A 25,600-nucleotide genomic window follows, 5' to 3' on the forward strand; every position below is an offset into this window, starting at 1 on the left:
ATAACCTTGAAACTCTTTCAAGGCTATTTTATTAATGTTATTGAGATTGAATTATTTTGATAACTCAGTAAAATATTGATAGAAATACGGAATGGTTTCTATTCCTTTTAAGTAATTCCATACACCAAAATGTTCATTTGGAGAGTGAATTGCATCAGAATTTAATCCTAATCCCATTAAAATAGTTTTACTTTTTAATTCTTGTTCAAATAAAGCAACAATAGGAATACTTCCACCACTACGCTGTGGAATTGGAGTAACTCCAAAAGTTTCTTGGTAGGCTTTACTTGCTGCTTGATATCCAATATTATCAATCGGAGTTACATATCCTTGCCCTCCATGATGTGGTTTTACTTCTACCTTAACTGATTTTGGAGCAATGCTTTCAAAATGTTTTTTGAACAATTCAGTAATTTCTTCCCATTCTTGCCCAGGTACTAAACGCATTGAAATTTTTGCGTATGCTTTAGAAGCAATTACAGTTTTAGCGCCTTCACCAGTGTATCCACCCCAAATTCCGTTAACATCTAAAGTAGGGCGGATAGAGTTACGTTCGTTAGTAGTATAACCAGCTTCTCCGTGAACATCGTTAATATCTAAAGCAGCTTTATAGTCTTCTAATGAGAAAGGTGCTTTTGCCATTTCATCACGCTCTTCACGAGATAACTCTTCTACTTTATCATAAAATCCAGGGATGGTAATATGATTGTTTTCATCGTGTAAAGAAGCAATCATTTGTGTTAAAATATTGATAGGGTTTGCTACTGCACCTCCATATAAACCAGAGTGTAAATCTCTATTAGGTCCCGTTACTTCAACCTCAACATAACTTAATCCACGTAAACCAGTGGTGATAGAAGGTATGTCGTTAGCAATCATTCCCGTATCAGAAATTAAAATTACATCGTTGGCTAGTTTTTCTTTGTTTCTAGGAACAAACCACGCTAAGCTTTCAGAACCAACTTCTTCTTCACCTTCAATCATAAACTTCACATTACAAGGTAAGTTTCCTGTATGTGTCATGTACTCTAATGCTTTTACATGCATATACATTTGACCTTTGTCATCACAAGCACCACGAGCAAAAATAGCTCCTTCAGGGTGTATATCTGTTTTTTTAATAACTGGTTCGAAAGGAGGAGATGTCCACAAATCGATAGGGTCTGCAGGTTGTACATCATAATGACCATAAACTAATACAGTAGGTAAGTTTGGATCTATTATTTTTTCTCCATATACGATAGGGTATCCAGGAGTTTCACAAATTTCTACTTTATCACACCCAGCTTTTTCTAAACTTTCTTTAACAGTATCAGCAGTATTTAATACATCTTGATTATATGCTGGATCAGCACTTACTGACGGAATTTTTAATAAATCGATAAGCTCATTAATAAAACGATCTTTATGTTGAGCTATGTAATCTTTTACGTTTTGCATGTGTTGTATATTAATTAGCATCAAAAATAAGAAAAATAGTATACTTCTTCTTTGTAGTTTACAAGTATTGTTTATATTTGCATCCACAATTTCAAAAGTACGCGGGCGTGGTGGAATTGGTAGACACGCTAGACTTAGGATCTAGTGCCGTGAGGTGTGAGAGTTCGAGTCTCTCCGCCCGTACTGAATTAAAAATGAGCGTTTTAGATTTTTCTAAAACGTTTTTTTTATGTCAAATTTTAAAAGAGTACACGGAAAAGTACACAAAAGTACACGAAAAAGTACACAGAAATGTATAAAATTGAGAGCTCAAGATTATAATTTTACTGCTATATCTGCTTGATTTTCAAGTTTTTGTGTTTTTATGGAAGCTAGATTTATAATCTAGCGTGTGTTTTAGTGTAAGTACTTGTTTGTTAGGGGGTGTTTTCTTTTGGTCTTGTTTTAACCTATTTAGTTTTTTAGCAACTTTATCGTTGTGTGTTTTAACAAGTTTATTGTATAGAGCTTTTTCGGTAAATTCTGGTGGCAATAAACTTTCAGAAGAGCTTTCTTGTTCAGAACCTATAACTTTGAAGAATAATTTTCTTTCGTTTTCATTAAGAGAAATGAATTGCTCTATAGCATATAAAAGCTTGTTTTCTTTCATTATTTAGGGTTAAGGTTTGGTTATGTACAGTATTCCGTGGGTATTGCGTATAGGTTTTGTTACCATTTTTTTAATTTTTCCTTTTATTAAATTCGTTTAGCCAGTCCAATAATGTTTTAATATCGTTTTCTAATTCTTCAGGTTCTGGAATTTCGACAGGTGATTCTTCTGGTTGACTGTGTTCAAATGAAGAATATTTTGTCATGTACTCATCTATCATGTCGCAATCTTCTTGTTTAATTTTTACTAAGTTTCCTACCTTACCTTTTGTATTAACTGATCTTCTATATCTTTGTATAACATCAGCTAAAAAGTCAATTTCTACAATGCGTTCCACAAGAATTCTGATGTCACTGCATAATGCTTTTCCAAGGGGGTAATACTCTTCACTTCCATGTTCTTTAAATACTTTTTTTGCTCTAGCGAGCCTTTCATCTTTTAGTTTATTTAGTGCAGGAATTGTTTTTTTTGCAAAAAGAGGTGTTGAACCAATTTCACCTGCTCCCCAACTTTCTTTTCGAATACCAATTACTTTAATTGATTTGGAATCACATTTTTCATTCAATTGACCTAAAAGACTTAATCTATGTGTGAAAATTATTACTTGTCGAGTTTTTGATAGTTCAAGTAATCTTTCAACTGTTTTTTCTTCAAATCGCTGATCCAGTGATGAAATTGGGTCATCAAACACAAATGGATTATTGTTATTGCCACCAGTAACATCAGCAAGGAATGCTGCTAATGCAATTATCCTATGTTCTCCTTCACTTAAAACTTCAGAAGGTTTATATCCATTAATTCCTTTGAGTTTTAAAGAATGAGTAATAGTGCCCTTTGTAGCTTTTTCTTTTACTAATTCTATTTTTATTTTTTTAGCGTTCAAAGCGGTTAATTCTGCATTAAATCTTTTTACATATTCTTCTGTTATTGCAGTTTCAGAAATTTGGCTGGACTTAGTAGTAATAGCTCGAGTATTACATTGCGAAATCCAATTATCAAGTTCAGACGTCTTTTTTAAACGGCTTACTTCTTTATGAATTTCATCAATTTGATTAAAACACCATTTTTGAGCATTTAGCTCCAAGAGTTCTTTAGATGCCTTTTGTCGGTCAAATTCTTTTGCATCTTTTTCAAATTGCTCTGCGGATTCCTCATATTGTTTGGCTATTGATTTTAATATTTCAATGTTATCTAGAATGTACTTACTATCAATAGTTGTTTCAGAATTGTTCTTTATTGAATTAGTTTGAGTTTTTATTTGTTCCCAAATAGTATCTAAACAAGTTAGCCATTCTTCATTTAGATTTGCTGCTGCACATTTTGTTGATAATACTTCCTTTTCTAACCTTTCAGGGAGACTATTTATTCTTTCTGAATATTTTTTTTCTGCTGCAACAGCCTCTTTTTCTAGTGAACTTTTTACATAAGATTCAAACGATGTTAGCCTTTCTTGAGCAAGTTTATCTAGAGATTGATGACAAAGAACACATATTGAATTATCAGCTACTTTAGGGAAGTCCTCTTTTTTATAAGCTTCCTGTGTAGAAAAATTTCTAGCTGCTTCCCAAAGAGCTATCCAAACGGAGCTTCCAACTCCATCTAGTTTAGAATTATTTGCTATAGCTAAAGCACTTTGCTGTGAAATTTTACGTTTATTAATAGAATCATCTTTTAATGCTTTAATCTTATTAAATGCATCATTATTCACAACTTCAAAAGCTTTAGATATTTCTTTAATGACTTTGTCAATTTCATTTTTTTGTTTTCTTAGGGCTGTAGCTGTTTTGGAAGGATCTTTTTCTTTTAGTCTTTGCTCTAATTCTAATCTAATCTTTTCTTTTTCTTTATCCCAAGTAAAGTTTTTTTCAATAAACTCTTTAGAGTGTGATTTATTTAATGAATTGTATAGCTTGGTTTTTTCAGTTGAAGCAAGTTCGTTAGGTACTTTAGGTAATGTTTTTACCAATCCTAATTTTTCGGACTCTAATTTGCGTTGTATAACTGAATAGTAATGAGATAATGCTTTGAATAACTTTGTGAAATTCGGAGTGTAAGTTGTTGCGTTTGCTTCTTCAATATAGTTGTTACCTGTTGATGTGTCAAAAACATCGATAGTTCCTAAATCTGAAATTTGTGCATCAGCAATTGCCCATTGTACTTCATGGTCATTATTATCAATAGAATATTTAACTACACACTTTCCATTTGATTGGGGATTAAATACATTGGGTTTTAGTGATTTTGCATGAGATTTGCCACTTATTTTTTTAATGATTTTTGTGTACCCTGTTTTTCCAGATCCATTTGAACCATAAATCACAGTAAGGTTTTTATCTTTGTCAAAGTTTAAAGGATTGCGAGGTGCAAGATTTTCAATATTTTCTATCGATTCTAAGGCTAAAAGTCTAATTTGAGTATTATTTTCTGTATTTAAAAAATTCGGAAACTCTTTATTCGGGAACTCTGAATTTGACTTTAACATTTGTACTAAATTAGATAAGTCTTCTTCAGTTATTTTTTTTGTGAGAATTTGATAAGCTAACTCGGTTTGCCAACCTCTTAAAGTTTTTAACCAATCAACAATTTCTTTTTGTAATTCCATTTATTAGTAATGAGGTTTAATTAGTATTTGTTGTAATTATGTCTTATCCATTAACTTCCTAAAAATAATGTTTATGTCTTTAATATACTTATGGAAAACCGTAATAGAAGTAAGGTTTTTAGCTAAGTTGTTAGACGAAAAGACTGGTAATTATATTAATAGCAATGAGTTAAGTTATAATTTGATATATTTGTTTGGTACACTTAAAAGTACACTAAATAATATTATTAATCAATCTAGCTGTTTTTAAAATGTTGTATATCAGTTGATTGAGTTTGTTTAAAGCGCTAGTCTAAACTTAGGATCTAGTGCCGTGAGGTGTGAGAGTTCGAGTCTCTCCGCCCGTACTGAAAAAACAAAACCTTAATTCGTAAAGAGTTAAGGTTTTTTTGGTATTGAAATTTTGTTTTTTTAGTTGATCGGTAATTAGATTTTTAGCTCATCAAATAACTCGATTAATTTTTTATCAGAAGGTCTAGGAGCGTAAGAACTTACAATTTTACCAGAAGGATCGATTAGAATAAAATGAGGAATTCCTTGTACTCCATATTCAGTGATAAATTTTGAGTTCCAGTTATTGTCTGCCATTAATTGAACTCCCGTTAATTGTTTGTCTCTAATCATTTGTTTCCATGCATCATGATCTTTTTCTGCATCAATAGAAATACTCACAAATTCAATATTCTTATCATGATATTTCTTTTCTACTTCTTTTAAAAAAGGAATTTCTGCTTTACATGGTTGGCACCAAGTGGCCCATATGTCAATATATACATATTTTCCTTTTAAGTCAGTTAAGGAGGTTGCTCCACCTGTATTGTTTTCATAGTCTACAAATATTGGAGATATTTTTCCTTTTGTTAATTTTTGAATTTTATTAAACTGTTTTGTTAATTGTTCTTTTAAAGTTTCATCTGTAGAAAGTTCTATGATTCCATTGTACAGTTCTTCTGCATTTGGATTGCTCACAGATACTTGACGAGATAAATTAGCAAGTAAATTATTGCTAATAACTTTACTTTTTGATTCTTTAATTAGTTGTAAAGCTGCGGTTTCAAATGAAATGTTTTCTTTTTCAGATTTTTCTCTAGCTGAAGTGGAAAAGTTATAGCCTACTATACCTTTGTAGGTATTGAATAATTTATAATGCTCTTCATTATTGAGGTCTAAACCTTTTAGAACATCAGGAAAAGATTTAGAAACTTTATAATCTTTATTTTTTGTAAAATAACCATGAGCAGGTTGGTACTTTATTACATGGTCAATATATTCGTACTTTATATTTGCTTTTTCTTGTTCTACAAAATCAGGAGGTAAGTTTGCTAAAGATTTTTCTAAGGTGTTTTTTTGTTCGTCCATTTTAGCTAAGTAAGCCTCTTCATTTAAAGAATAAAGTTCTGGAGTTGTTCCTGTTTTTTCTTTAATTAAAAATTTTTGAGCTATAAAATTATTGACATCACTACCTTTACCAGTATATATAATACTTTCGTCAAACTCTTTTGCGTTCATCTTTAAACGAAGTTCATAACCATCTTTTAAAAACATAGAAGAAGATTCTTTTCCGTCACTAAATTTATAATATCCATTGGTGTTAAAAATAGTGTCGGAGAAAGTTCCATTCTCAGAAACTTTAATTTCTCGAACAATTTCATTGGAACTGTTTTTAATTGTTAAACTTTTACTATTAGCGTTTTTAATAGTCCCTGTAAACAATGTGTAGTTAACAGGTTTAGATTTGTTACAAGATATAATTATGGTAGTTAGAATACCAAAAAATAGTTTTTTCATAGTGTTATTTTTAAGTTTAGTGTATTTTTTATTAATGTTTTTATGAGTTAAAATTATAGATAAGATATTGACTTTCAAAATTAACTTGTATTAATATTTTAAATATATTTAGCATAAAAAGATACTTTTATTTTGATAACTACACTACTTATAATTTTATATATAGCTATTATTGCTACAATTGCTGTTATTATTATTAATACTTCAACACCACCTAAAGCAATAGCTTATTTGTTTTTGCTGATTCTGTTTCCTGTAGGAGGTATCATTATCTATTTAACAGTAGGAATAAATCATAGAACTTATAAACTTTACAATAAAAAGCTTGAAGTAGATAAGAGTATTTTCTTTGAGCTTAAAGAAAAACTCAAAAACTATACTGAAACAACGTTATCAACTTCCAAAAGTCATTTAGGGCATTTTTATAACTTAACTAAGTTTATACACAAAGAAAATGTTTTAACAAATAATAATAAAGTTAGTTTACTTTTAAATGGAGAACGTAAATTCCCAGAAGTTATTGAGGCTTTAAAAGCAGCTAAAAACCATATTCATATTGAGTATTATATTTATCAAAATGATACTATAGGAAATGAAATAGGAGAGGTTTTAAAAGAGAAGGCTAAACAAGGAGTTAAAGTGCGTTTTATTTACGACGATTTTGGAAGTAAGGATATTCGAAAATCGTTTGTGAAATCTTTAATTGATAGTGGGGTAGAGGCATATCCTTTTTACAAAATTAAATGGTTATTGTTAGCTAATAGAATTAATTACCGAAATCATAGAAAAATTATTGTTATAGATGGTAAGGTTGGTTTTGTAGGTGGTGTTAATGTTTCTGAAAGATATATTAATCCTAATAAATTTAATTGTTACTGGAGAGATACACATATAAAAATTGAAGGGCTAGCTGTTTTAAACTTACAACGTGTTTTTTTAGCAGACTGGAATTTTTGTGCTGATCAAAATGTTGTTGTTGAAGAAGAGCTTTTCCCTGTAAGTAACGAAGAAAAGGTAAGTGAGTATAAGCAATTAGTACAGGTAATTTCAAGCGGACCTGATTCTGATCATCCAGATATTATGTATGCACTTATTCAAGCAATACTGTTATCAAAAAAAGAAATATTAATTACTACTCCATACTTTGTGCCTAGAGCTTCTTTTTTAGATGCTCTTAAAATAGCTAGTTTGAGTGGGGTTTCTATAAAGTTATTGGTGCCAAGTGTTTCAGATTCGAAATTAGTAAACGGAGTATCGAATTCTTTTTATAAAGAAGTTTTAGAGATAGGAGTAGAGGTTTATAGATATAAAAAAGGATTTGTACACGCAAAAACTATGGTATTTGATGAGTTAGTTTGTTCTGTAGGGACAGCAAATTTAGATGAACGTAGTTTTGATTTAAATTTTGAAATTAATGCGTTGGTTTATGACAAAGATTTTGCAGGTCAGTTAAAAAAAGCTTTCTTGGAAGATTTAAAGGATAGCGAAAAAATAGAGTTAAACCAATGGAATAGCAGACCTGTTTTAATACGTTTTACAGAAAGAGTAGCTCGTTTATTAGCTCCTATTTTATAGTAGAATTAAATAAAAGTAGCAGTAAAACTTCTCAAGGATAAGAAGTTTTACCGCCGTATATTTAACAAAAAGAGCTTTCTTAAATTGTTTTATTCTTTAATTATAAACATGGATCTACGATTGAGCTGATGTTCGTCTTCACTACACGTAGTTTGGTTATTACATTTGTTAATAAGTTCCGATTCTCCATATCCTTTTGCAGTTAACCTTGTTATATCGATTCCTTTTTTAAGAAACCAGTTTAATGTAGCCTGTGCTCTATTTTCAGATAATTTTGAATTGTATAAATCATTACCTCTAGAATCAGTATGTGATTCAATATGAATTTTTAAAGTAGGATATTCTTTTAATGCGGCCAGAATTTTAGCTAGTTCAATTTCAGCATCAGGACGAATATTAGATTTGTCATAATCAAAATAGATAGGTTGTAACGTTAATCTACATCCTAAATCATTTGGAGGACAAGGGTCAGAGAGCTCTAAAGCTAAAGGCATGTTTAGCTTAATTGGCATTTTTATAGTTTTAGGATTGTTAGGAGTTTCTATAACTTTTTCTTTTGGGTGATACTTCTCTTTCTTTGCTCTCAAAGTATACTGTTCTTGACAGTCTAATAGAAAAGTAAAAGTAGCATCATTGCCCACAGTAACTGTTTTGACTTCTTTATTGTTGCTATCTATTAAAGTAACTTCTGCATTTGGAATTAATTCGCCAGTATTTTTATCCATTACTGGTCCTTGAATTGTAATTTCACAACGTTCCCAAATTTGATAAATATCGTCGCTCTTGCTTCCTTCTTTACCATCACGATTAGATGTAAAGTATCCTATTCTATCTTCTTTTATAATGAAGCCGAAATCGTCTTTTGGACTGTTTATAGGTTCTCCAAAAGTAGAAACTTCTCCATGAGAATTTTCTTCAAGTTTTGTTACAAAAATGTCTAAACCTCCCATACCTGAATGCCCATCACTTGAGAAGTATAGATTGTTTTCATCACTTACAAAAGGGAATGTTTCTCTTTCAGTCGTGTTAATTTTGTTACCAAGATTTACAGGACTTGTATAAATATCTTCACCTAAGATTTTTACATACCAAATATCAGACATCCCTAAACTACCGGGCATGTCAGAAGAAAAGTAGAGTCTATCTTCGTCAGGACTAAGAGTTGGATGCCCAACGGAGTAGTTATCACTATTAAAAGGAAGTTCTTGTATGTTTTCCCAAGAATTTCCATTTCTAGTAGCTTTGTATATTTTGAGTCTAACTACATGATCTCTATCTCTTTTCTTTTTACCATTTAAGTAGTTGTTTCTAGTAAAATACATTGTGTTTCCATCTTTTGTAAAAACAGCAGTAGATTCATGATAAGGAGAGTTAACGTTTTTGTTAAAAGCTTTTACTTTTCCAAAATTCATGTCTTTATCTAATGATACCTGATATAAGTTTAAAAAAGGTTGTTCATCCCATCCTGCAAGCTCATCGGTCTGTTCTTTTGATAAAGATGGATTTTTTCTACTTGAAGCAAAGACAATATTGTCACCATAAAAAGCTGGTCCAAAATCTGAATACTCTGTATTAACAGGAATTTTTTCTATTTCAAAAAGTTTGTCATGTACACCTTTTTTAAATAAAGTATCAGCGACATTTTTATAAGAATCTAAAGAAGTAATTTTTCCTCCCTTAAATCTATATATTTCCATGAGTTTCTCAGCTTCTTCAGGTTGGTTGATACTTTTTAAACATTGTGCCGCTCTAAAATAATCAACTGTAAGGGCTTCGTTTGGAAATCGATCAATTAAATTATAATACCATTTCGCAGCTTTTGAATAATTACTGTTAAAATAGTATGTGTTTCCCAGCTTTCTATAAATTTCAGCTGATCCATAGTTCTTTTCAACGACTTTTAAATAAATTTTTCGGGCATCTATAAAGTCGTAGGTATTATACTTTGTGTTTGCCTTTTCAACCAATGCAATTTGAGCAAAAGCAGAGGTGCTTAACAAAGCAAATAAAAAGTAGAAAATTAAATAATGCTTTTTCATGATATTAAAGTTTAGAAGAATCTTGGTGTTAGTATGCGTTCAGGATTATTGAAGATGTCAAACCTTAAAAAGAATTCGTAAGAACCATTACTGTGGTCTTCGATATCAGTAGTTTGAAAATCATATCCCATTCCTAAGAATAACTGATTAGTTATTTGAAATCCTGCCATGGCGCTAATTGCAGCGTCCCATCGATAAGAGACTCCAAGGGTAAATTTATTGTTGAATAAAAAATTTGCAGATAAATCAGCTTGTAAAGGAGACCCATTAACCCATTTAAACATTGTTGCAGGTTTAAATTTTAGGTTTTCACTAATATCGAAAACATAACCTGCTATTAAGAAATAATGCAAACGCTCTATAGCTATAGCATCTTCATTACTGTTATTGGTACTGTTTGAATTATAATGTTTAGAATTAAAAAAATTAGGTACTGATAACCCAAGGTAGAGTCTGTCATTATTATAGTAAATACCTGCACCTATTTGGGGTTGTACTTTTTTATCAATGTTTTCTGCAAATTGCCAATCGCTATCATCGTATATATTCAGCTTAGAATAATCTACATCTAGTATACTCAGTCCTCCTTTAATACCAAAGGATATTCTTGAACGTCCTGATAAAATTAAGGAGTATGCATAATCTATTGTAATACCTGTTTCGTTAGAAGGACCTATTTCATCATTAATAATAGAAAGCCCTATTGCGTTTCGTTTTAAGGTACCCAAAGGCATATTAAAAGTAAAAGTTCCAGTATTTGGAGCTCCTTCAAATCCTGCCCATTGTGTTCTGTATAGTAAACCTAAACCAAGAGCATTTTTTGAACCGATATAACCTGGGTTTACAACTTGAGTATTATACATGTATTGAGTGTATTGTGGATCTTGTTGAGAAAAACACACATTTACACTAATAATTATTAATAGTAATATAGAATAATGTTTCATTAGGTTTAGCGCTTTTTAGTTTCTTTTTAGATATAAATATCCTTTGTTAGTCATAGCTTCTTGGTTGGAGTTCCATCGTGTGAGTATATAGAAATACGTACCAGTGGGCAGTTTTTGATCTTTGCTAACTGTTGCACGTCCTTCAGATATTCCTCTAAATAAATTTCCATTAATTCCATAAGCATCAGTTTGATAAACTAAAACACCCCATCTGTTGAAAACCTTTAAATTATTATTAGGGTAATTTTCAATACCGTTAATACGGAAGAAGTCATTTGCTCCATCTTGGTCAGGAGAAACAGCATTAAAAATTTCAAAAGCAATTTCTTCAACAGGTAAATCTGTTATTGTAGGGTCATCTGGATCACCATCATTATCAATATCAATATCATCTAGATTTTCTGGGTCGTCTGAAGTATCAGTAATTGAATCTCCAGAAGAATCCTCTGCAGTAACTAAGGCTTGATTAGTGACGGATTCATTTGCTAAGTCTTGCTCAGTTATAACATAAATAGCAGTAAAGGTTGTGCTATCTACTTCACCGGGTAATAGTTGGGGAATGGTGTTACCGTTGATGGTAATACCAGGCAAATTATCTTGTAAAGTAATGTTATATAATGTTGTAGCACCAGTGTTGTATACAATAAAACTATATGTTATTGTTTCTCCAGCATTTGCATATCCATCTCCATTAGTATCATTAAAGGTGCTTACTTTTTCAAGAGAAATACTATTGGGTTGACACAATGTAGTTTGAGTTTGGTCGTCTTCAAGAATATTGTCATTGTCTGATAAATCGCTTACATCATTTCCATTAGTACTCGTACCTGTAACGGTTGCCTGATTACTTATAGAGCCATTATTAATATCAGCTTGTGTAATAGCGTAATTGGAAGTGTAGTTCCAGGTTTCATTAGAATCAAGTTGATTATCGCTATCGGTATCACCTGAAGCAAGAGTAATTGTGCCACCAAGCATAGGGTCGGTTAGAATAACATTTGTAATGCTTGTATTTCCTGTGTTGGTTAGTGTAAAGTTATAGGTTATTGTTTCACCAATATCACTACAACCATCAGTATCCTCATCATTGAAAGTAGCTGTTTTAATAAGCGCGATACCATCGGATTGACATAATGTAGTTTGTGTTTGGTCATCTTCAAGAATACTATCATTATCAGATAAGTCACTTACATTATTACCGCTAATACTTGTACCTGTAACAGTCGCTTGGTTGTTTACAAAACCATTATCAATATTAGTTTGGGTAATAGTGTAACTAGCAGAATAACTCCAAGTTTCATTAATATCAAGTTGATTGTCACTGTCAGTGTCACCAGACGCAAGAGTAATTGTACTACCAAGCATAGGGTCGGTTAGAACAACATTTGTAATGCTTGTATTTCCTGTGTTGGTTAGTGTAAAGTTATAAGTTATTGTTTCACCAATATCACTACAACCATCAGTATCCTCATCATTGAAAGTAGCTGTTTTAATAAGCGCAATACCATCGGATTGACACAATGTAGTTTGTGTTTGATCGTCTTCAAGAATACTATCATTATCAGATAAGTCACTTACATTATTACCACTGATACTTGTACCTGTAACAGTTGCTTGGTTGTTTACAGAACCGTTATCAATATCAGATTGAGTAATGGTGTAATTAGCAGAATAATTCCAAGTTTCATTAATATCAAGTTGATTGTCACTGTCAGTGTCACCAGACGCAAGAGTAATTGTACCACCAAGCATTGGATCAGTAAGAATTACATTTGTAATAGTAGTATTTCCTGTGTTTGTAAGCGTAAAGTTGTAAGTTGTTGTTTCTCCTACGTCGCTACAACCATCAGTATTTTCGTCATTGAAAGTGGCTGTCTTAATAAGTGCAACACCATCGGATTGACACAATGTAGTTTGTGTTTGATCATCTTCAAGTACACTATCATTATCAGATAAATCACTTACATTATTACCGCTAATACTTGTGCCTGTAACAGTTGCTTGGTTGTTTACTGAACCATTATCAATGTTAGCTTGAGTAATAGTATAATTAGCAGAATAACTCCAAGTTTCATTAATGTCAAGTTGATTGTCAGTGTTAGTGTCACCAGATGCAAGAGTAATTGTACCACCAAGCATTGGATCAGTAAGTACTACATTTGTAATAGTAGTATTTCCTGTGTTTGTAAGCGTAAAGTTGTAAGTTATTGTTTCTCCTACGTCGCTACAACCATCAGTATTTTCGTCATTGAAAGTGGCTGTCTTAATAAGTGCAATACTATCGGATTGGCATAGTGTAGTTTGTGTTTGGTCGTCTTCAAGTACACTATTGTCATCAGATAAATCTGTAACAATTACGCCTAGTGATGATTCTCCACTAGCTGTAGCTTGATTAGTAATTGATCCAGTATCAATATTTATTTGTGTTAAGGCGTAATCAGCAGTGTAAATCCAAATTTCACCTACATCAAGTGTGTTGTTTGTGTTTAAATCTCCTGAATCTAGAGTAACAACTCCACCTAGTAGAGGATCATTTACAGTTACATTTACTAAACCAGTATTTCCTTGGTTGGTAACTGTCATTGTATACGTTATAGTTTCACCAACATTACTACACCCATCTGAATTTTCATCGTTAAAAGTAGCTGTTTTAACAATGGCGATATCTGGTGCTTGACATAAATCAATAGATGTTATGTCATCCTCTAAAATACTGTTGTCGTCTGATGCATCAGTTACTGTACCTCCGGAAACGGTACTTGCTTGTACAGTTGCTTGATTTTCTACAGATGTATTTGCGATATCAGGCGGAGTAATAATATAAGACCCTGTGTATATCCACACTTCATCAACATCTAATTCATTATCTGAGTCAGTGTCTCCTGAACTGTAAGAAACTGATATTAAGGGGTCGATTACGACTACCGAATTTAGTGTTGTGTTTCCTGTGTTTATTACAGAAAGGGAAAAAGTTATAGTTTCTCCATCATCGCTACAACCATCACCGTTTTCATCATTAATTGTACCTTGTTTAATCAATGCTATATCTTCAGTTTGGCATAAACTAACTATAGTTGGATCGTCTTCTAATATGCTGTTATCGTCAGATAGATCACTTACGTTAGTTCCTCCTGCGCTCACTCCAGTTACAGTAGCTTGACCAGTAACAGAACCATTGTCAATATCATCTTGAGTAATAATATAGTCTAGTGAGTATATCCATGTTTCGTCAACATCTAGTTCGTTATCACCATCAGTATCACCAGAGTCTAATGTTAAAGGAGAAGGAGAAATAGGGTCTGTTAATTCAACGTTTGTAATACTAACATTGCCTGTATTGGTTACGGTATAAGTATATGTAATTGTTTCACCTGGATTTGCACATCCGTCATTATCTAGGTCATTAAAAACACCTTCTTTCAATAAAGCAATATCTGCTTGTTGACAAAAAGATGTACTAGTAGCATCAATATATCCACCGTAAACTTCAATTGAGTTTACTGCTGCAACTAATGAGTTTACAGTTAATTGAACTTCATCAAAACTAGTGCTAGTGTCAAAAGCTACAACATAAAAACTATCTGTGCTAGTTGGAGTAATATTTACTAAACCTAGAGCTTCAAGAGCGAGTAGGTTGTTTGCTGTTTGTTGTTCTTGTTGAAAGCCATCAAGATAAGTTGTGATGGTGAGTGTATTTAACAAGTCTGCTTGAAGTAAATCATTTGTATCTCTAATCACAAATCCAGCTTGTGTACTAGCAGGGTAATCAACAAGTACATCTTGAACTGAAATTGAAGCACTTCCTGCTACACCAGCTACAATGTTTATAAGAGCATAATCAGAATTGTCTTCAGATATAACATTTACGGCATTGTCAACTTCGCAAGCAATACAAGCAACACCGTCGGTTCCTGTATTTTCGTTGTTAATAATAACCGAATTACTGGGGTTTGATATTACGTAAGGTTCATCACAATTAATTGTTCCTGGGCAGAAAGATTGAAGTACCATTCCATAAATTCGGGTACTACCTAAATTTAAAGAAAGAGTTTGTGTTATAGAAAGTTGTACTTCGTCAAAGGGGGCTGTGGTTATGAATCCTAATCGTACAGATTGACTTCCTGTTAACAATAATCCAGAATATACAGGAAGTAACTCGGTTGCACCTGTTTTTGATTCAACAAGTACTCCATCTAAATAAGTTGAAATAGTAATGGCGTCAAACAATTGAGTGTTTAGAAGAGTGGTGTTTTCAATATCAAAACCAGCAAAAGTATCAGCGGCATAATCGGTAATTTCGTTTTTATAAGCTATAGATGCTGTACCTGCTACCCCAGCTAATAAGTTTATAGAAGCATAGTTTGAAGTGTCAGAATCGATAGCATTGTTAATGTTGTTAACGCTTCCCAGTGTTAAAAGCCCTCCATTTCCTGTATGCTCCTCTACAGCTCTAACAGGAAAGTTTGGTTTGGTAAGTTGAGTAGCCGTGTTACAAGTTAATTCAGGTCCTTCACAAAATCTATTTGTTACAGCTGCATAAATGTTTGTTGTTGATGCTACTCCAGCTAAACTTGAAATAGAGATTTCAACGGCATCATAATTCATTGAGGTGTAAAAGCCAACGTAAAATTGATCGTCTCCTAAAATAGGACTATCTAAAGTTAGTAAGGAAGTACTTGTATTCGTTTCTTGCTGTGTTCCATCAAGATAAGTTGTTATTGTAATAGCATTTAAAAGATCGGCTTGAAGCAAGGAAGTATTCTCTATCAAAAAACCTGCATAACCACCTGATTCGATAAACTCACTAGCTGTATTATCTGTTACTGTTAAAGTATGTGTTACTCCAAGACCAACAAGCGTTGATACAGAAGCAAAGCTAGAAGGATCGGTATCTATAATATTATTAGCGTCTGAAATTCCACAGCCTACTACACAGAGTCCAGAAGTATTTTCACCTACTGTTAAATCTGTAAAATTATCATTTGTTATAGCTACAGGATTTTCTGTATTACAAGGAATAGGATATTGTACACCATCAGTAAAAATAATATATTCTGCTGTAGATTGACACCCGTTAGCATCTGTTACTGTTACATTGTAGCTTCCTTGGGTTAAACCAGAAATAGAAGAAGATGTTTGACCTCCAGGACTCCATAGATAGGTGTAAGGAGGTGTTCCTCCAGATATAGATAGAGAAATACTTCCATCTGAAGCTCCTATAGATGTTTCTTTTATTGTATTTCCAGATATTTTTATTGAATTGTCTATATAGCTACCATAAACTTCTATACTATTAATAGTAGCAGCGAGTGAACTGACAGTAAGCTGAATTTCATCGTATTCAAGTGAAGTAGAAAACCCTACTAAATAAAAACCATTAGTTGTAGATGGAGTTATATTTATTAACCCCAATGCTTCAAGAGCTAGTAAATTATTTCCAGATTGTGTTTCTTGTACTGACCCATCTAAATATGTTGTTATAGTTAGAGAGTTTAATAAATCTATTTGTAAAAGGTCATTTGTATCCCTAATAACAAAACCTGCAGAACTTCCAGAAGTAAAATTACTTAGTACATTTTCAACGGAAATAGAAGCTGTGCTTGCAACACCAGTAGTTACATTTATCATAGCAAAGTCAGATTCACTTTCGCTAATAATATTTGTTGCGTTATCTACTTCACAAGCTACACAAGCTACTCCGTTTACACCAGTGTTTGTGTTATTAATTATTACAGGTTGAGAAGGATTATTTAATAATGTAGCTGTATCACAGTTTAAATCACCCTCACTAAAAGCTTCTAATATGAGACCATAAACTCTAGTGCTTCCTAAATCTAAAGAAAGAGTCTGTTGAATGGATAATTGAACTTCATCAAAAGGGAATGAAGTAACAAAACCTACTTGAGAACGTTCAGTTCCAGTAAATAACAAGCCGCTGTCTACGGATAGTAGTTCAGAGCTTCCTGTTTTAACTTCTTGTAGAACTCCATCTAAATAAGTTGTTATGGTAATCCCATCAAGTAGTTCTAGATTTAAAACAGATGCATTTTCAATATCAAAACCTACATAAGTTTTTGCAAGATAATTTGTTAATTCATCTTTTATTGAAATACTACCAGTAGCTATAACTCCTATGGTAAAATCAATACTAGCGTATGTGTTACTGTTTGAATCAATTGCTGAATTGGTGTTTGTAACAGTACCAACATTTAGAAGACCTCCCATTCCAGTACGTTCATCAACAATACGAGCAGGAAAATCAGGTTTGTTTAGTACAGTAGGGGTATTGGACTCTAAAGTAGGACCAACGCAAAAACTGTTAGTAACAGGATAATAAATATTAGTGCTTGATGCAATACCAGCTAAACTAGTAGCGGAAATTTCAATACTATCATAATCTAAAGTTGTATAAAAGCCTACATAGAATTGATCATTATTAAGTAGAGAGCTATCTAATGTTACCAATGAATTTCCAGAACTTGTTTCTTGTTCAGCACCGTTTAGATAAGTTCTTATGGTGATTGAACCGAGTAAATCTATTTGAGCTACAGAAACGTTTTCTATTAAAAAACCAGCATAACTTCCAGCTTCAAAATATTCATCGGTTGTTTCATCGGTTGCTGTAATTGTATGGGTTACTCCTAATCCTAGCAATGTAGATACAGTGGTGTAGTTTGTAAGATCTGAATCTGTTAAATTGTTAAGATTAGAAATTCCGCATCCTAACAAACACAGACCATCAGTGTTTTCGTTTACTGTTAAATCAGTAAAACTAGATGCAATAATAGCAACAGGAGAATCAGTGTTACAAGGAACTACTATTGGCGGAGAGAGATTAATATTGTCACTTAAACTTCTTTTTTCAGAAAAGGATGTAAGAATTAAAAACAAGAAAAATAAAGAAGTGAATTTGAATTGTATGCAAGTTTTTTGCAACGTTAAGTACGTTTGGGTAATTCTTTTCATAATAGTTGATTGGTTAGACATTGTAAAGAACCCGTCAAGTCCTAGATAGTGGTTTGTGGACACAGACAGTCATTACATTAGTTTAATAATGTTGTAAAAAAGCTTCTAAATATTAAGATGTGATAGCTAATTTTTTAACAAAGCAATAAATCAGAGTTCATTTTACGGGGGTATAATTAGTTACTGAGTATTAGATATAGTTATAAGGCTTCCATTAATGGTAGTCTAAAAAGCAACAGCATGGTTGATGAAGTAGCAGTAGGTCGTGTTAAAAATTTTGGTGAGAAATAATAGTATTAATTATAGCTAACCTTTTTGATGAGGTAAGAGATAAGTAATCATGATGCGAGAGCTTAAATTAAAAAAACTTAAATGTGTTCCAGTAAAACCAAAAAGGAGTTACTTAGTTTCCAACAGCCAATTATTGACAGTAAATAGTATTTTAACTTTAAGGGTACTTTTTTAATAAAAAGATATTGATTCTTCGCGATAAAATCAATACTTAAATTATTAATTCTTTGTGAATATAATAAAAAAAACATTAAAATAAAATATAATAATCAGTAAAATTTATTTTGCGGTGTTTTTTTTATTGTGTTGAATTTGTGTTTTTTAGGACTGTTTTAGAGTATGAAGTGTCATATGTCCTTGTTAAGAGACTAAAACGATTGCTGTTTGTTAAGAATCTATTAACATTTTTTTAACTTCGTTTGGTTCGGGTTGTTCCGAACTAAAACTTATTTTTGCAGAGTAAATTTTTAATGATGATGAATCAAGCAGAAAAGAGAAAATGTGAATTAGTTGAGAAGCTCGGGATTTTTTTAGAAAAAAAAGAGCAGTTGGCTCCAGTAGCAGCAAGGATATTCTCGTACATTATTTTAACCGGAAAACAAGGAACAACCTTTGAAGATTTAGTTTCTAGTTTATGTGCTAGTAAAAGTACAATTTCAACACACCTTAATCATTTACAAGGATTAAAGAAGGTAAGTTACTTTACAAAAACAGGAGACAGAAAAAAATACTTTATTCTTAATAATGATACCATGTTACAAGGAATAAGCAGTATGGTAGAAGAATGGGAAGCTGAAAAGGAGTTACATCTAGAGGTGAAAGAATATAAAGAAGATATTAATAAAACACTGGAAGAAGACGATAAGTTTGATCTTGATTTCCATGATAGTTTTATTGAGTTTTTAGATGGAGCTATAGAATCTATTACAAAACTGAAAGAAAAATTATAAACCACAAACACTAATTATTATATACATAAAATGAAATATCAATATATATACGGTATTGCTATTCTTAGCATTGTTGCATTATTTTTTTCAAGCTGTGGAAAACAACAACAAAACCAACAAAAACCAACAGCGTTACCTTTTCCGGTAGTTAAAGTAGCGAAGAAAACAATAACAAATTACCAAAGCTATCCTGTAACTATAGAAGGGGAAGTAAATAGTGAAATAAGACCAAAAGTTTCAGGATACGTAAAAAACGTTTTGGTAAAAGAAGGGCAAAAAGTTAAACAAGGACAACTACTGTTTAAGTTAGAAACCCAATCATTAAGTCAAGATGCAGAAGCAGCAAAAGCAGCTGTAAATACAGCACAGGTAGAAGTTAATAAACTAAAACCATTAGTAGAAAAGAATATTATTAGTCCAGTTCAATTAGAAACAGCAAAAGCAAGCTTAGCACAAGCAAAAAGTGCTTACAATAGTATTGTAGCTAATATTAACTATGCTAATATAAAAAGTCCTGTAAACGGATTTGTAGGTTCAATTAATTATAGAAAGGGAGCTTTAGTAAGCGCACAAAGTGCAATGCCACTAACAAAAGTAGCTTCTATAAAAAATGTATATGCATACTTTTCTATGAATGAAAAAGAGTTTTTAAATTTTATTGCTTCAGCAGAAGGGGAGACAATGGATGAAAAAATTAAAAAATTGCCACCAGTAAAGTTACTATTGGCTAACGGAAAAGAATATGAGCAAACAGGAGTTATTGAAACTATTGCAGGAGATATTAACCAGCAAACAGGAACTATTAGCTTTAGAGCAAAGTTTGATAATAAAGCAGGTTTGTTACGTAACGGAAGTAGTGGCACAATCTTAATACCTAAAGTGCATAACGATGCATTAATTATACCTTCAGAATCTACATTTGAACGTCAAGGTAAAGTATATGTTTATATAGTAAATAATGATTCTTTGGCTGAAAAAACTATTGAAGTTGAAGCACAAGTAGGAAAAGTTTATGTAGTAAAATCAGGATTGTCAATAGAACAAACCATTTTGGCTAAAGGTTTAAATAAAGTACGTTCTGGAGCAAAAATTAAACCTGTTCCAACACCTTTAGACAGTATAGTTAACTCATTCGATACAGTATTTAAATAATTAAGAAAATCATGTTACAAAAATTTATAGAGCGTCCGGTACTCTCTACAGTAATCTCTATTATCATAGTAATATTAGGAGTACTGTCATTAACACAATTACCGGTAACGCAATATCCTGATATAGCACCACCAACGGTGCAGGTTACAGCTTCATATCCAGGAGCTAGTGCCGAAACAATTTTAGAAAGTGTTATTGTTCCTATAGAAGAACAAATAAATGGAGTAGAAGGAATGACTTACATGACTTCTACAGCAAGTAATACAGGTACAGCAAGTATTCAAGTTTTCTTTGAACAAGGTTATGACCCAGATATTGCTGCGGTAAACGTACAGAACAGAGTTGCTAGAGCTAATGCTTTATTACCTTCAGAAGTTACAAGGGCTGGAGTTATTACAGCAAAGCAACAAAACTCAGCACTTTTGTATGCCGCTATATTTTCAACTAATCCTGAATATGATGATGTTTTTATTCAGAATTACCTGAATATAAATGTAAAACCAGAATTACAACGTGTTTCTGGAGTAGGGGCTGTAAATGTATTTGGAGCAAAAGATTATTCGATGCGTGTATGGTTAGACCCGGCAAAAATGGCATCATATAAGTTAGAACCAAGAGAAGTAATAGCAGCTATTAATGAACAAAGTTTAGAAGCAGCAGCTGGATCTTTAGGGCAAAACACAGGAGAATCTTTTGAATATGTAATCAAATATAAAGGACGATATAAAACAGCGAAAGAATATGAAAACGTTGTTGTAAAAGCTTTAGGAAATGGACAGTTTTTACGTGTAAAAGACGTAGCAAAAGTAGAGTTAGATGCATTTTCTTACTCGTCATTATCACGTACAAACGGAAATCCAGCACTTAACTTTGGGGTTTTTCAAACACCAGGATCTAATGCACAGGAAATTATTGAGAATATTTATGTAAAACTAGAAGATTTAAAGAAAGATTTCCCAGAAGGATTAGATTATATCATTAATTATGACACAAACAAGTTCTTAACAGCATCTGTAGACAAAGTAAAAAGTACCTTGATTGAAGCCTTTTTATTAGTGTTTATTGTAGTGTTCATTTTCTTACAAGATTTTAAATCTACCTTAATACCAGCCATAGCAGTTCCAGTATCAATTATTGGTACGTTCTTTTTCTTAAACCTGTTTGGATATTCTATCAACCTGCTAACATTATTCGCTTTAATCTTAGCAATTGGAATTGTGGTAGATGATGCCATTGTGGTAGTAGAAGCAGTACATGCTAAACTGGAAGAAGGAGCAGAGAGTGCGAAAAAAGCATCAATTTCTGCCATGAGTGAAATTAGTGGAGCTATTGTATCTATTACTTTGGTAATGATGGCAGTATTTGTGCCAATTACTTTTATACAAGGGCCATCAGGGGTGTTCTATGAGCAGTTTGGAGTAACATTAATGGTTGCCATCCTAATTTCTGCGGTAAACGCCTTAACATTAACACCAGCATTAAGTGCGCTATTGTTAAAGCCACATAATGATAATCATAAGAAAAAAGGATTATTACAACGTTTTTACGATGCTTTTAATGCTGGATTTAACGCCGTAACTAATAAATATACCCAATCGTTAGGCTTTTTAGTAAAACATAAATGGGTAACTGCGGGTATTTTAGGATTAAGTGTTTTAGCAATTGTATGGGCAAGTAATACTATACCTACAGGTTTTGTACCATCAGAAGATAGAGGTGTAATATTTATGAATGCTGAATTGCCAGCAGGTTCTTCATTAGATAGATCATATAAAGTAACAGAAAAATTATATGAAAGTATCAAAGGTATTGAAGGAATAAAAGGAGCATCATTTATTAGTGGAAGAAACTTTTTCTCTGGTTCAGGTAGTTCATATGCAATGGGCTTTATTATTTTGGAAGATTGGAATAAGAGAGAAAGTGACGCAGGATCTGTAAAGAGTATTGTAGGTCAATTATTCGGAAAAGCAGCAATGATACCAGATGCGAATATTATTTTCTTTACCCCACCAAGTGTGCCAGGTTTTGGTAGTGCAGATGGTTTTGAAATGAGATTATTAGATCGCGCTGCAAAACCATTAACAGAAATGGATGCAACAGCAAAAGAGTTTGTAGGTCTTTTAAATCAACAACCAGAAATAGCATATGCTTCTAACTCTTTTGATACTGGTTTTCCTCAGTTAGAATTAGATATTAATGTAGAAAGAGCTAAAGAAGCGGGAGTGTCAACAAGTTCTATACTTTCTGCTCTACAAGGATATGTTGGGGGTAATTATGCAGCAGACTTTAGTAGGTTTGGAAAACAATTTAGAGTTTTTGTACAATCATTACCTGAAGATAGAGTAAATGAAGAAAGCCTAAATAGTATGTTTATAAAAACTCCAAGTGGAGAAATGACACCAATATCTCAATTTGTAAGCTTAAAACGTGTATATGGTCCTCAAACGGTAAATCGTTTCAACCTGTTTAACTCTGTAACAGTAAACGGAGGAGTAACACCAGGGTTTAGTACAGGAGATGCAATTACTAAAATAAACACCTTAGCAGAAAACAATTTACCAGAAGGTTATAGTGTTGCTTACTCAGGAATTACTAGAGAAGAGATAGCATCATCAGGGCAGTCTAACATTATTTTTATGATTAGTATTTTGTTTGTGTATTTCTTATTAGCAGCACAATACGAGAGTTACCTATTACCACTATCAGTAATTTTCTCATTACCAATTGGGGTGGCTGGAGCTTATTACACAACATATTTAGCAGGATTAGAAAACAACATCTATTTCCAAATTGCTCTAATTATGCTATTAGGTCTGTTAGCTAAAAATGCAATTCTTATTGTAGAATTTGCAATACAACGCCGTAAACAAGGAAAAAGCTTATACGAAGCAGCTATTGAGGGAGCAAAAGTGCGTTTAAGACCTATTTTAATGACCTCATTTGCATTTATCCTTGGATTAATGCCGTTAGTATTAGCAAAAGGCGTAGGAGCTGCAGGAAATAACTCTATCGGAACTGGTGCAGCAGGAGGATTATTAATAGGTACTTTAATAGGAGTATTTGTTATCCCTGTACTATTTGTAGTATTCCAATGGTTACAAGAAAAAGTATCAAGCAAGCCAGTTGTTATTGAAACTAAAGAAGATTAATTATGAAACGTATACTAAATAAAACCTTGGTTGTAGTCGTAATGGCTACAACCTTACAAAGTTGTTTTGTTGCTAAGGATTATGCACGTCCAGAGTTAAAAGAAACAGAACACTTGTATAGAACAGATAATTTACCAAAAGATAGTATCTCAATGGCAGATGTGTCATGGAAAGATATGTTTACTGATGCTCACTTGAAACAATATATTGATGAAGGGCTTCAAAATAACTTAGACATCCGTGTAGCAATACAGCAAATGGCAGCTGCAGAGGCTTATATGAAACAAGGAAAAGCAGGATATTTCCCTACTTTAAGTGTAGGAGCAAAAGCTACTCACCAAGAATTAGCAAAAAATAGCCAGTTTGGATCTTTTTTTAACGGAAGTATAGACCAGTATGATGTAACTGGAAATCTTTCATGGGAAGCCGATATTTGGGGTAAAATACGCAGTAATAAACGAGCAGGAAAAGCAGGTTATTTACAAAGTGTAGCAGCGCATCAAGCAGTGAAAACTCAATTAGTTTCAGCAATAGCAACTACCTATTATCAATTAGTAGCTTTAGATGCTCAATTAAAAATTACTGAACAAACTATTGAAACGAGAGAGAGTAGTGTAAATACGATCAAAGCTCTTAAAGATGCGGGACAAGTAAATCAGGTAGCAGTAGATCAGAATATTGCACAGTATAACAATGCAAAAGCATTAAAAGTAGATTTAGAAGCCTCTATTTTCAAAATAGAAAATACATTAAACCTATTACTAGGAAGAACATCTGTAGTTATTGAAAGAAGTAAACTTTCGGAACAACAATTAGATGCAGCTATTAAAGTAGGTGTACCGGCAACTTTACTAAGAAACAGACCAGATGTTATGGCTGCTGAATATGGTTTAATCAATGCTTTTGAAATGACAAATGTTGCAAAAAGTAATTTTTATCCATCGTTAACAGTAACAGCAAGTGGAGGATTTCAGAGTTTAGAGTTAGATAAATTATTAAGCACCAATTCTTTGTTTGCAAATATTATAGGAGGTTTAACACAGCCTATTTTCAATCAAAGAAAAATAAAAACACAACACGAGGTAGCTAAAGCACAACAAGAACAAGCATTATTAACTTTTAAAAAGACTTTGTTAACTGCCGGAAATGAAGTTTCAAATGCACTTTTCGATTATAATGCGGAAACAGAAAAATTTGAATACAGACAAAATGAGGTTGAGGCTTTACGAAGAGCAGAGGTAAATTCAGAAGAACTGTTAAAAAACGGATATGCAAATTATTTAGATTTATTAACAGCAAGAGAAAGAGCTTTAAATGCTGAGTTAAATGTTATCAATAACAAGTTAAATCAGTTATTAAGTGTTGTAAATTTATATGAAGCATTAGGAGGCGGTTGGAAATAAATAAATTACAATGAGTAATAGGTCTAAACTTATTAAGGTAGCCAAAGAAAAGTTTATAGCATTTGGCAGTAAGCATACCACAATGGATGAAATAGCTGAGTTACTCGGAATTTCAAAAAAAACTATTTATGCTTGCTTTTCTTCAAAAGAGGAACTGATAATTGAAAGTATCAAAGAATTAATAAATGAATTCAAAATTGATATAGAACCTATTTTAAAATCTGATAAAACAGCATTAAATAAAGTAATAGAGATATATAAAGTAATTTTTAAGTACGTAGAAAAGTTTAAACCTTCATTTATTTTTGGGTTAAAGAAATACTACCCTAATGCTTACGATGCTTATAAAGAAATTACTACAGATGTTGTTTCTACAGATATAATGAATTTACTAGAAGAAGCTAAAATGGATGGAGAAATAAGGTCTGATGTAGATCTTGAATTATTCAGTAAGCTATATTTAAGCGGGCTAGAGAGTCGTTTGTTTGATGCGGATAATTTGTTTAACGATTACTCAAAAGAAATACTATTAGAGTATATGATTATTAATAATTTAAACTCTCTAAAGCCCGTTAAGTAAATACACAAATTTTTGTGGTTTTTGATAAGAAGTGTCATGTAGTATGTTATCACATCTGCAAGACACTTT

At 32.2% G+C, this 25,600-nt stretch carries 14 protein-coding genes and 1 tRNA gene; 8 read left to right on the forward strand and 7 right to left on the reverse strand.

Annotated features, from left to right (window positions below; translation table 11 throughout):
• Positions 1-51: 51 nt before the first annotated feature.
• On the reverse strand, positions 52-1,440 hold the full coding sequence (locus VBY68_RS15145; RefSeq protein WP_415270203.1) for a dipeptidase: 1,389 nt from the start codon (positions 1,438-1,440) through the stop codon (positions 52-54).
• 101 nt (positions 1,441-1,541) lie between these two features.
• Between VBY68_RS15145 and VBY68_RS15150 the strand changes: the two genes are divergently transcribed.
• A tRNA-Leu gene (locus VBY68_RS15150) sits at positions 1,542-1,623 on the forward strand.
• 163 nt (positions 1,624-1,786) lie between these two features.
• Here the strand turns inward: VBY68_RS15150 and VBY68_RS15155 are convergent.
• Positions 1,787-2,089 carry a hypothetical protein gene (locus VBY68_RS15155; RefSeq protein ID WP_415270204.1) on the reverse strand — a complete coding sequence of 101 codons (303 nt, stop codon included), beginning with the start codon at positions 2,087-2,089 and terminating at the stop codon, positions 1,787-1,789.
• A gap of 70 nt (positions 2,090-2,159) precedes the next feature.
• Positions 2,160-4,691: an AAA family ATPase gene (locus VBY68_RS15160; RefSeq protein ID WP_415270205.1), complete on the reverse strand. Its 2,532-nt coding sequence runs from the start codon at positions 4,689-4,691 to the stop codon at positions 2,160-2,162.
• 73 nt (positions 4,692-4,764) lie between these two features.
• Here VBY68_RS15160 and VBY68_RS15165 point away from each other — a divergent pair, with 73 nt between their 5' ends.
• Positions 4,765-4,941, forward strand: coding sequence for a hypothetical protein (locus tag VBY68_RS15165; protein ID WP_415270206.1), 177 nt, complete (start codon positions 4,765-4,767; stop codon positions 4,939-4,941).
• A 176-nt stretch (positions 4,942-5,117) separates the two neighbouring features.
• Here VBY68_RS15165 and VBY68_RS15170 read toward each other — a convergent pair whose 3' ends face one another.
• Positions 5,118-6,479: a TlpA family protein disulfide reductase gene (locus tag VBY68_RS15170; RefSeq protein WP_415270207.1), complete on the reverse strand. Its 1,362-nt coding sequence runs from the start codon at positions 6,477-6,479 to the stop codon at positions 5,118-5,120.
• A 132-nt stretch (positions 6,480-6,611) separates the two neighbouring features.
• Here VBY68_RS15170 and cls point away from each other — a divergent pair, with 132 nt between their 5' ends.
• The gene (cls, locus tag VBY68_RS15175; RefSeq protein WP_415270208.1) at positions 6,612-8,054 is read left to right on the forward strand and encodes a cardiolipin synthase; all 1,443 of its coding nucleotides are present in this window, start codon (positions 6,612-6,614) and stop codon (positions 8,052-8,054) included.
• A gap of 89 nt (positions 8,055-8,143) precedes the next feature.
• On the opposite strand, the gene VBY68_RS15180 is transcribed toward cls, so the two are convergent.
• The 3 genes from VBY68_RS15180 to VBY68_RS15190 are packed head-to-tail and all read right to left on the reverse strand — an operon-like array spanning position 8,144 to position 18,006.
• Positions 8,144-10,093, reverse strand: coding sequence for an OmpA family protein (locus tag VBY68_RS15180; RefSeq protein WP_415270209.1), 1,950 nt, complete (start codon positions 10,091-10,093; stop codon positions 8,144-8,146).
• 11 nt (positions 10,094-10,104) lie between these two features.
• The gene (locus tag VBY68_RS15185) at positions 10,105-11,040 is read right to left on the reverse strand and encodes a PorP/SprF family type IX secretion system membrane protein (protein ID WP_415270210.1); all 936 of its coding nucleotides are present in this window, start codon (positions 11,038-11,040) and stop codon (positions 10,105-10,107) included.
• 15 nt (positions 11,041-11,055) lie between these two features.
• A complete protein-coding gene (locus VBY68_RS15190) occupies positions 11,056-18,006 on the reverse strand; it encodes a DUF7507 domain-containing protein (RefSeq protein WP_415270211.1) in 6,951 nt (2,316 codons plus the stop codon).
• A 764-nt stretch (positions 18,007-18,770) separates the two neighbouring features.
• Here VBY68_RS15190 and VBY68_RS15195 point away from each other — a divergent pair.
• The 5 genes from VBY68_RS15195 to VBY68_RS15215 are packed head-to-tail and all read left to right on the forward strand — an operon-like array spanning position 18,771 to position 25,531.
• Positions 18,771-19,247, forward strand: coding sequence for a GbsR/MarR family transcriptional regulator (locus tag VBY68_RS15195; RefSeq protein WP_121147836.1), 477 nt, complete (start codon positions 18,771-18,773; stop codon positions 19,245-19,247).
• 30 nt (positions 19,248-19,277) lie between these two features.
• A complete protein-coding gene (locus VBY68_RS15200; protein WP_124590470.1) occupies positions 19,278-20,399 on the forward strand; it encodes an efflux RND transporter periplasmic adaptor subunit in 1,122 nt (373 codons plus the stop codon).
• 11 nt (positions 20,400-20,410) lie between these two features.
• Positions 20,411-23,548, forward strand: coding sequence for an efflux RND transporter permease subunit (locus VBY68_RS15205; protein ID WP_415270212.1), 3,138 nt, complete (start codon positions 20,411-20,413; stop codon positions 23,546-23,548).
• A 2-nt stretch (positions 23,549-23,550) separates the two neighbouring features.
• Positions 23,551-24,951 carry an efflux transporter outer membrane subunit gene (locus VBY68_RS15210; RefSeq protein WP_273695076.1) on the forward strand — a complete coding sequence of 467 codons (1,401 nt, stop codon included), beginning with the start codon at positions 23,551-23,553 and terminating at the stop codon, positions 24,949-24,951.
• A 10-nt stretch (positions 24,952-24,961) separates the two neighbouring features.
• Positions 24,962-25,531, forward strand: a complete 570-nt coding sequence (locus VBY68_RS15215) for a TetR/AcrR family transcriptional regulator (RefSeq protein WP_415270213.1) — start codon at positions 24,962-24,964, stop codon at positions 25,529-25,531.
• The last annotated feature ends 69 nt before the right edge of the window (positions 25,532-25,600 follow it).

Source organism: Tenacibaculum ascidiaceicola, assembly GCF_047470925.1.
GTDB classification, from domain to species: domain Bacteria; phylum Bacteroidota; class Bacteroidia; order Flavobacteriales; family Flavobacteriaceae; genus Polaribacter; species Polaribacter discolor.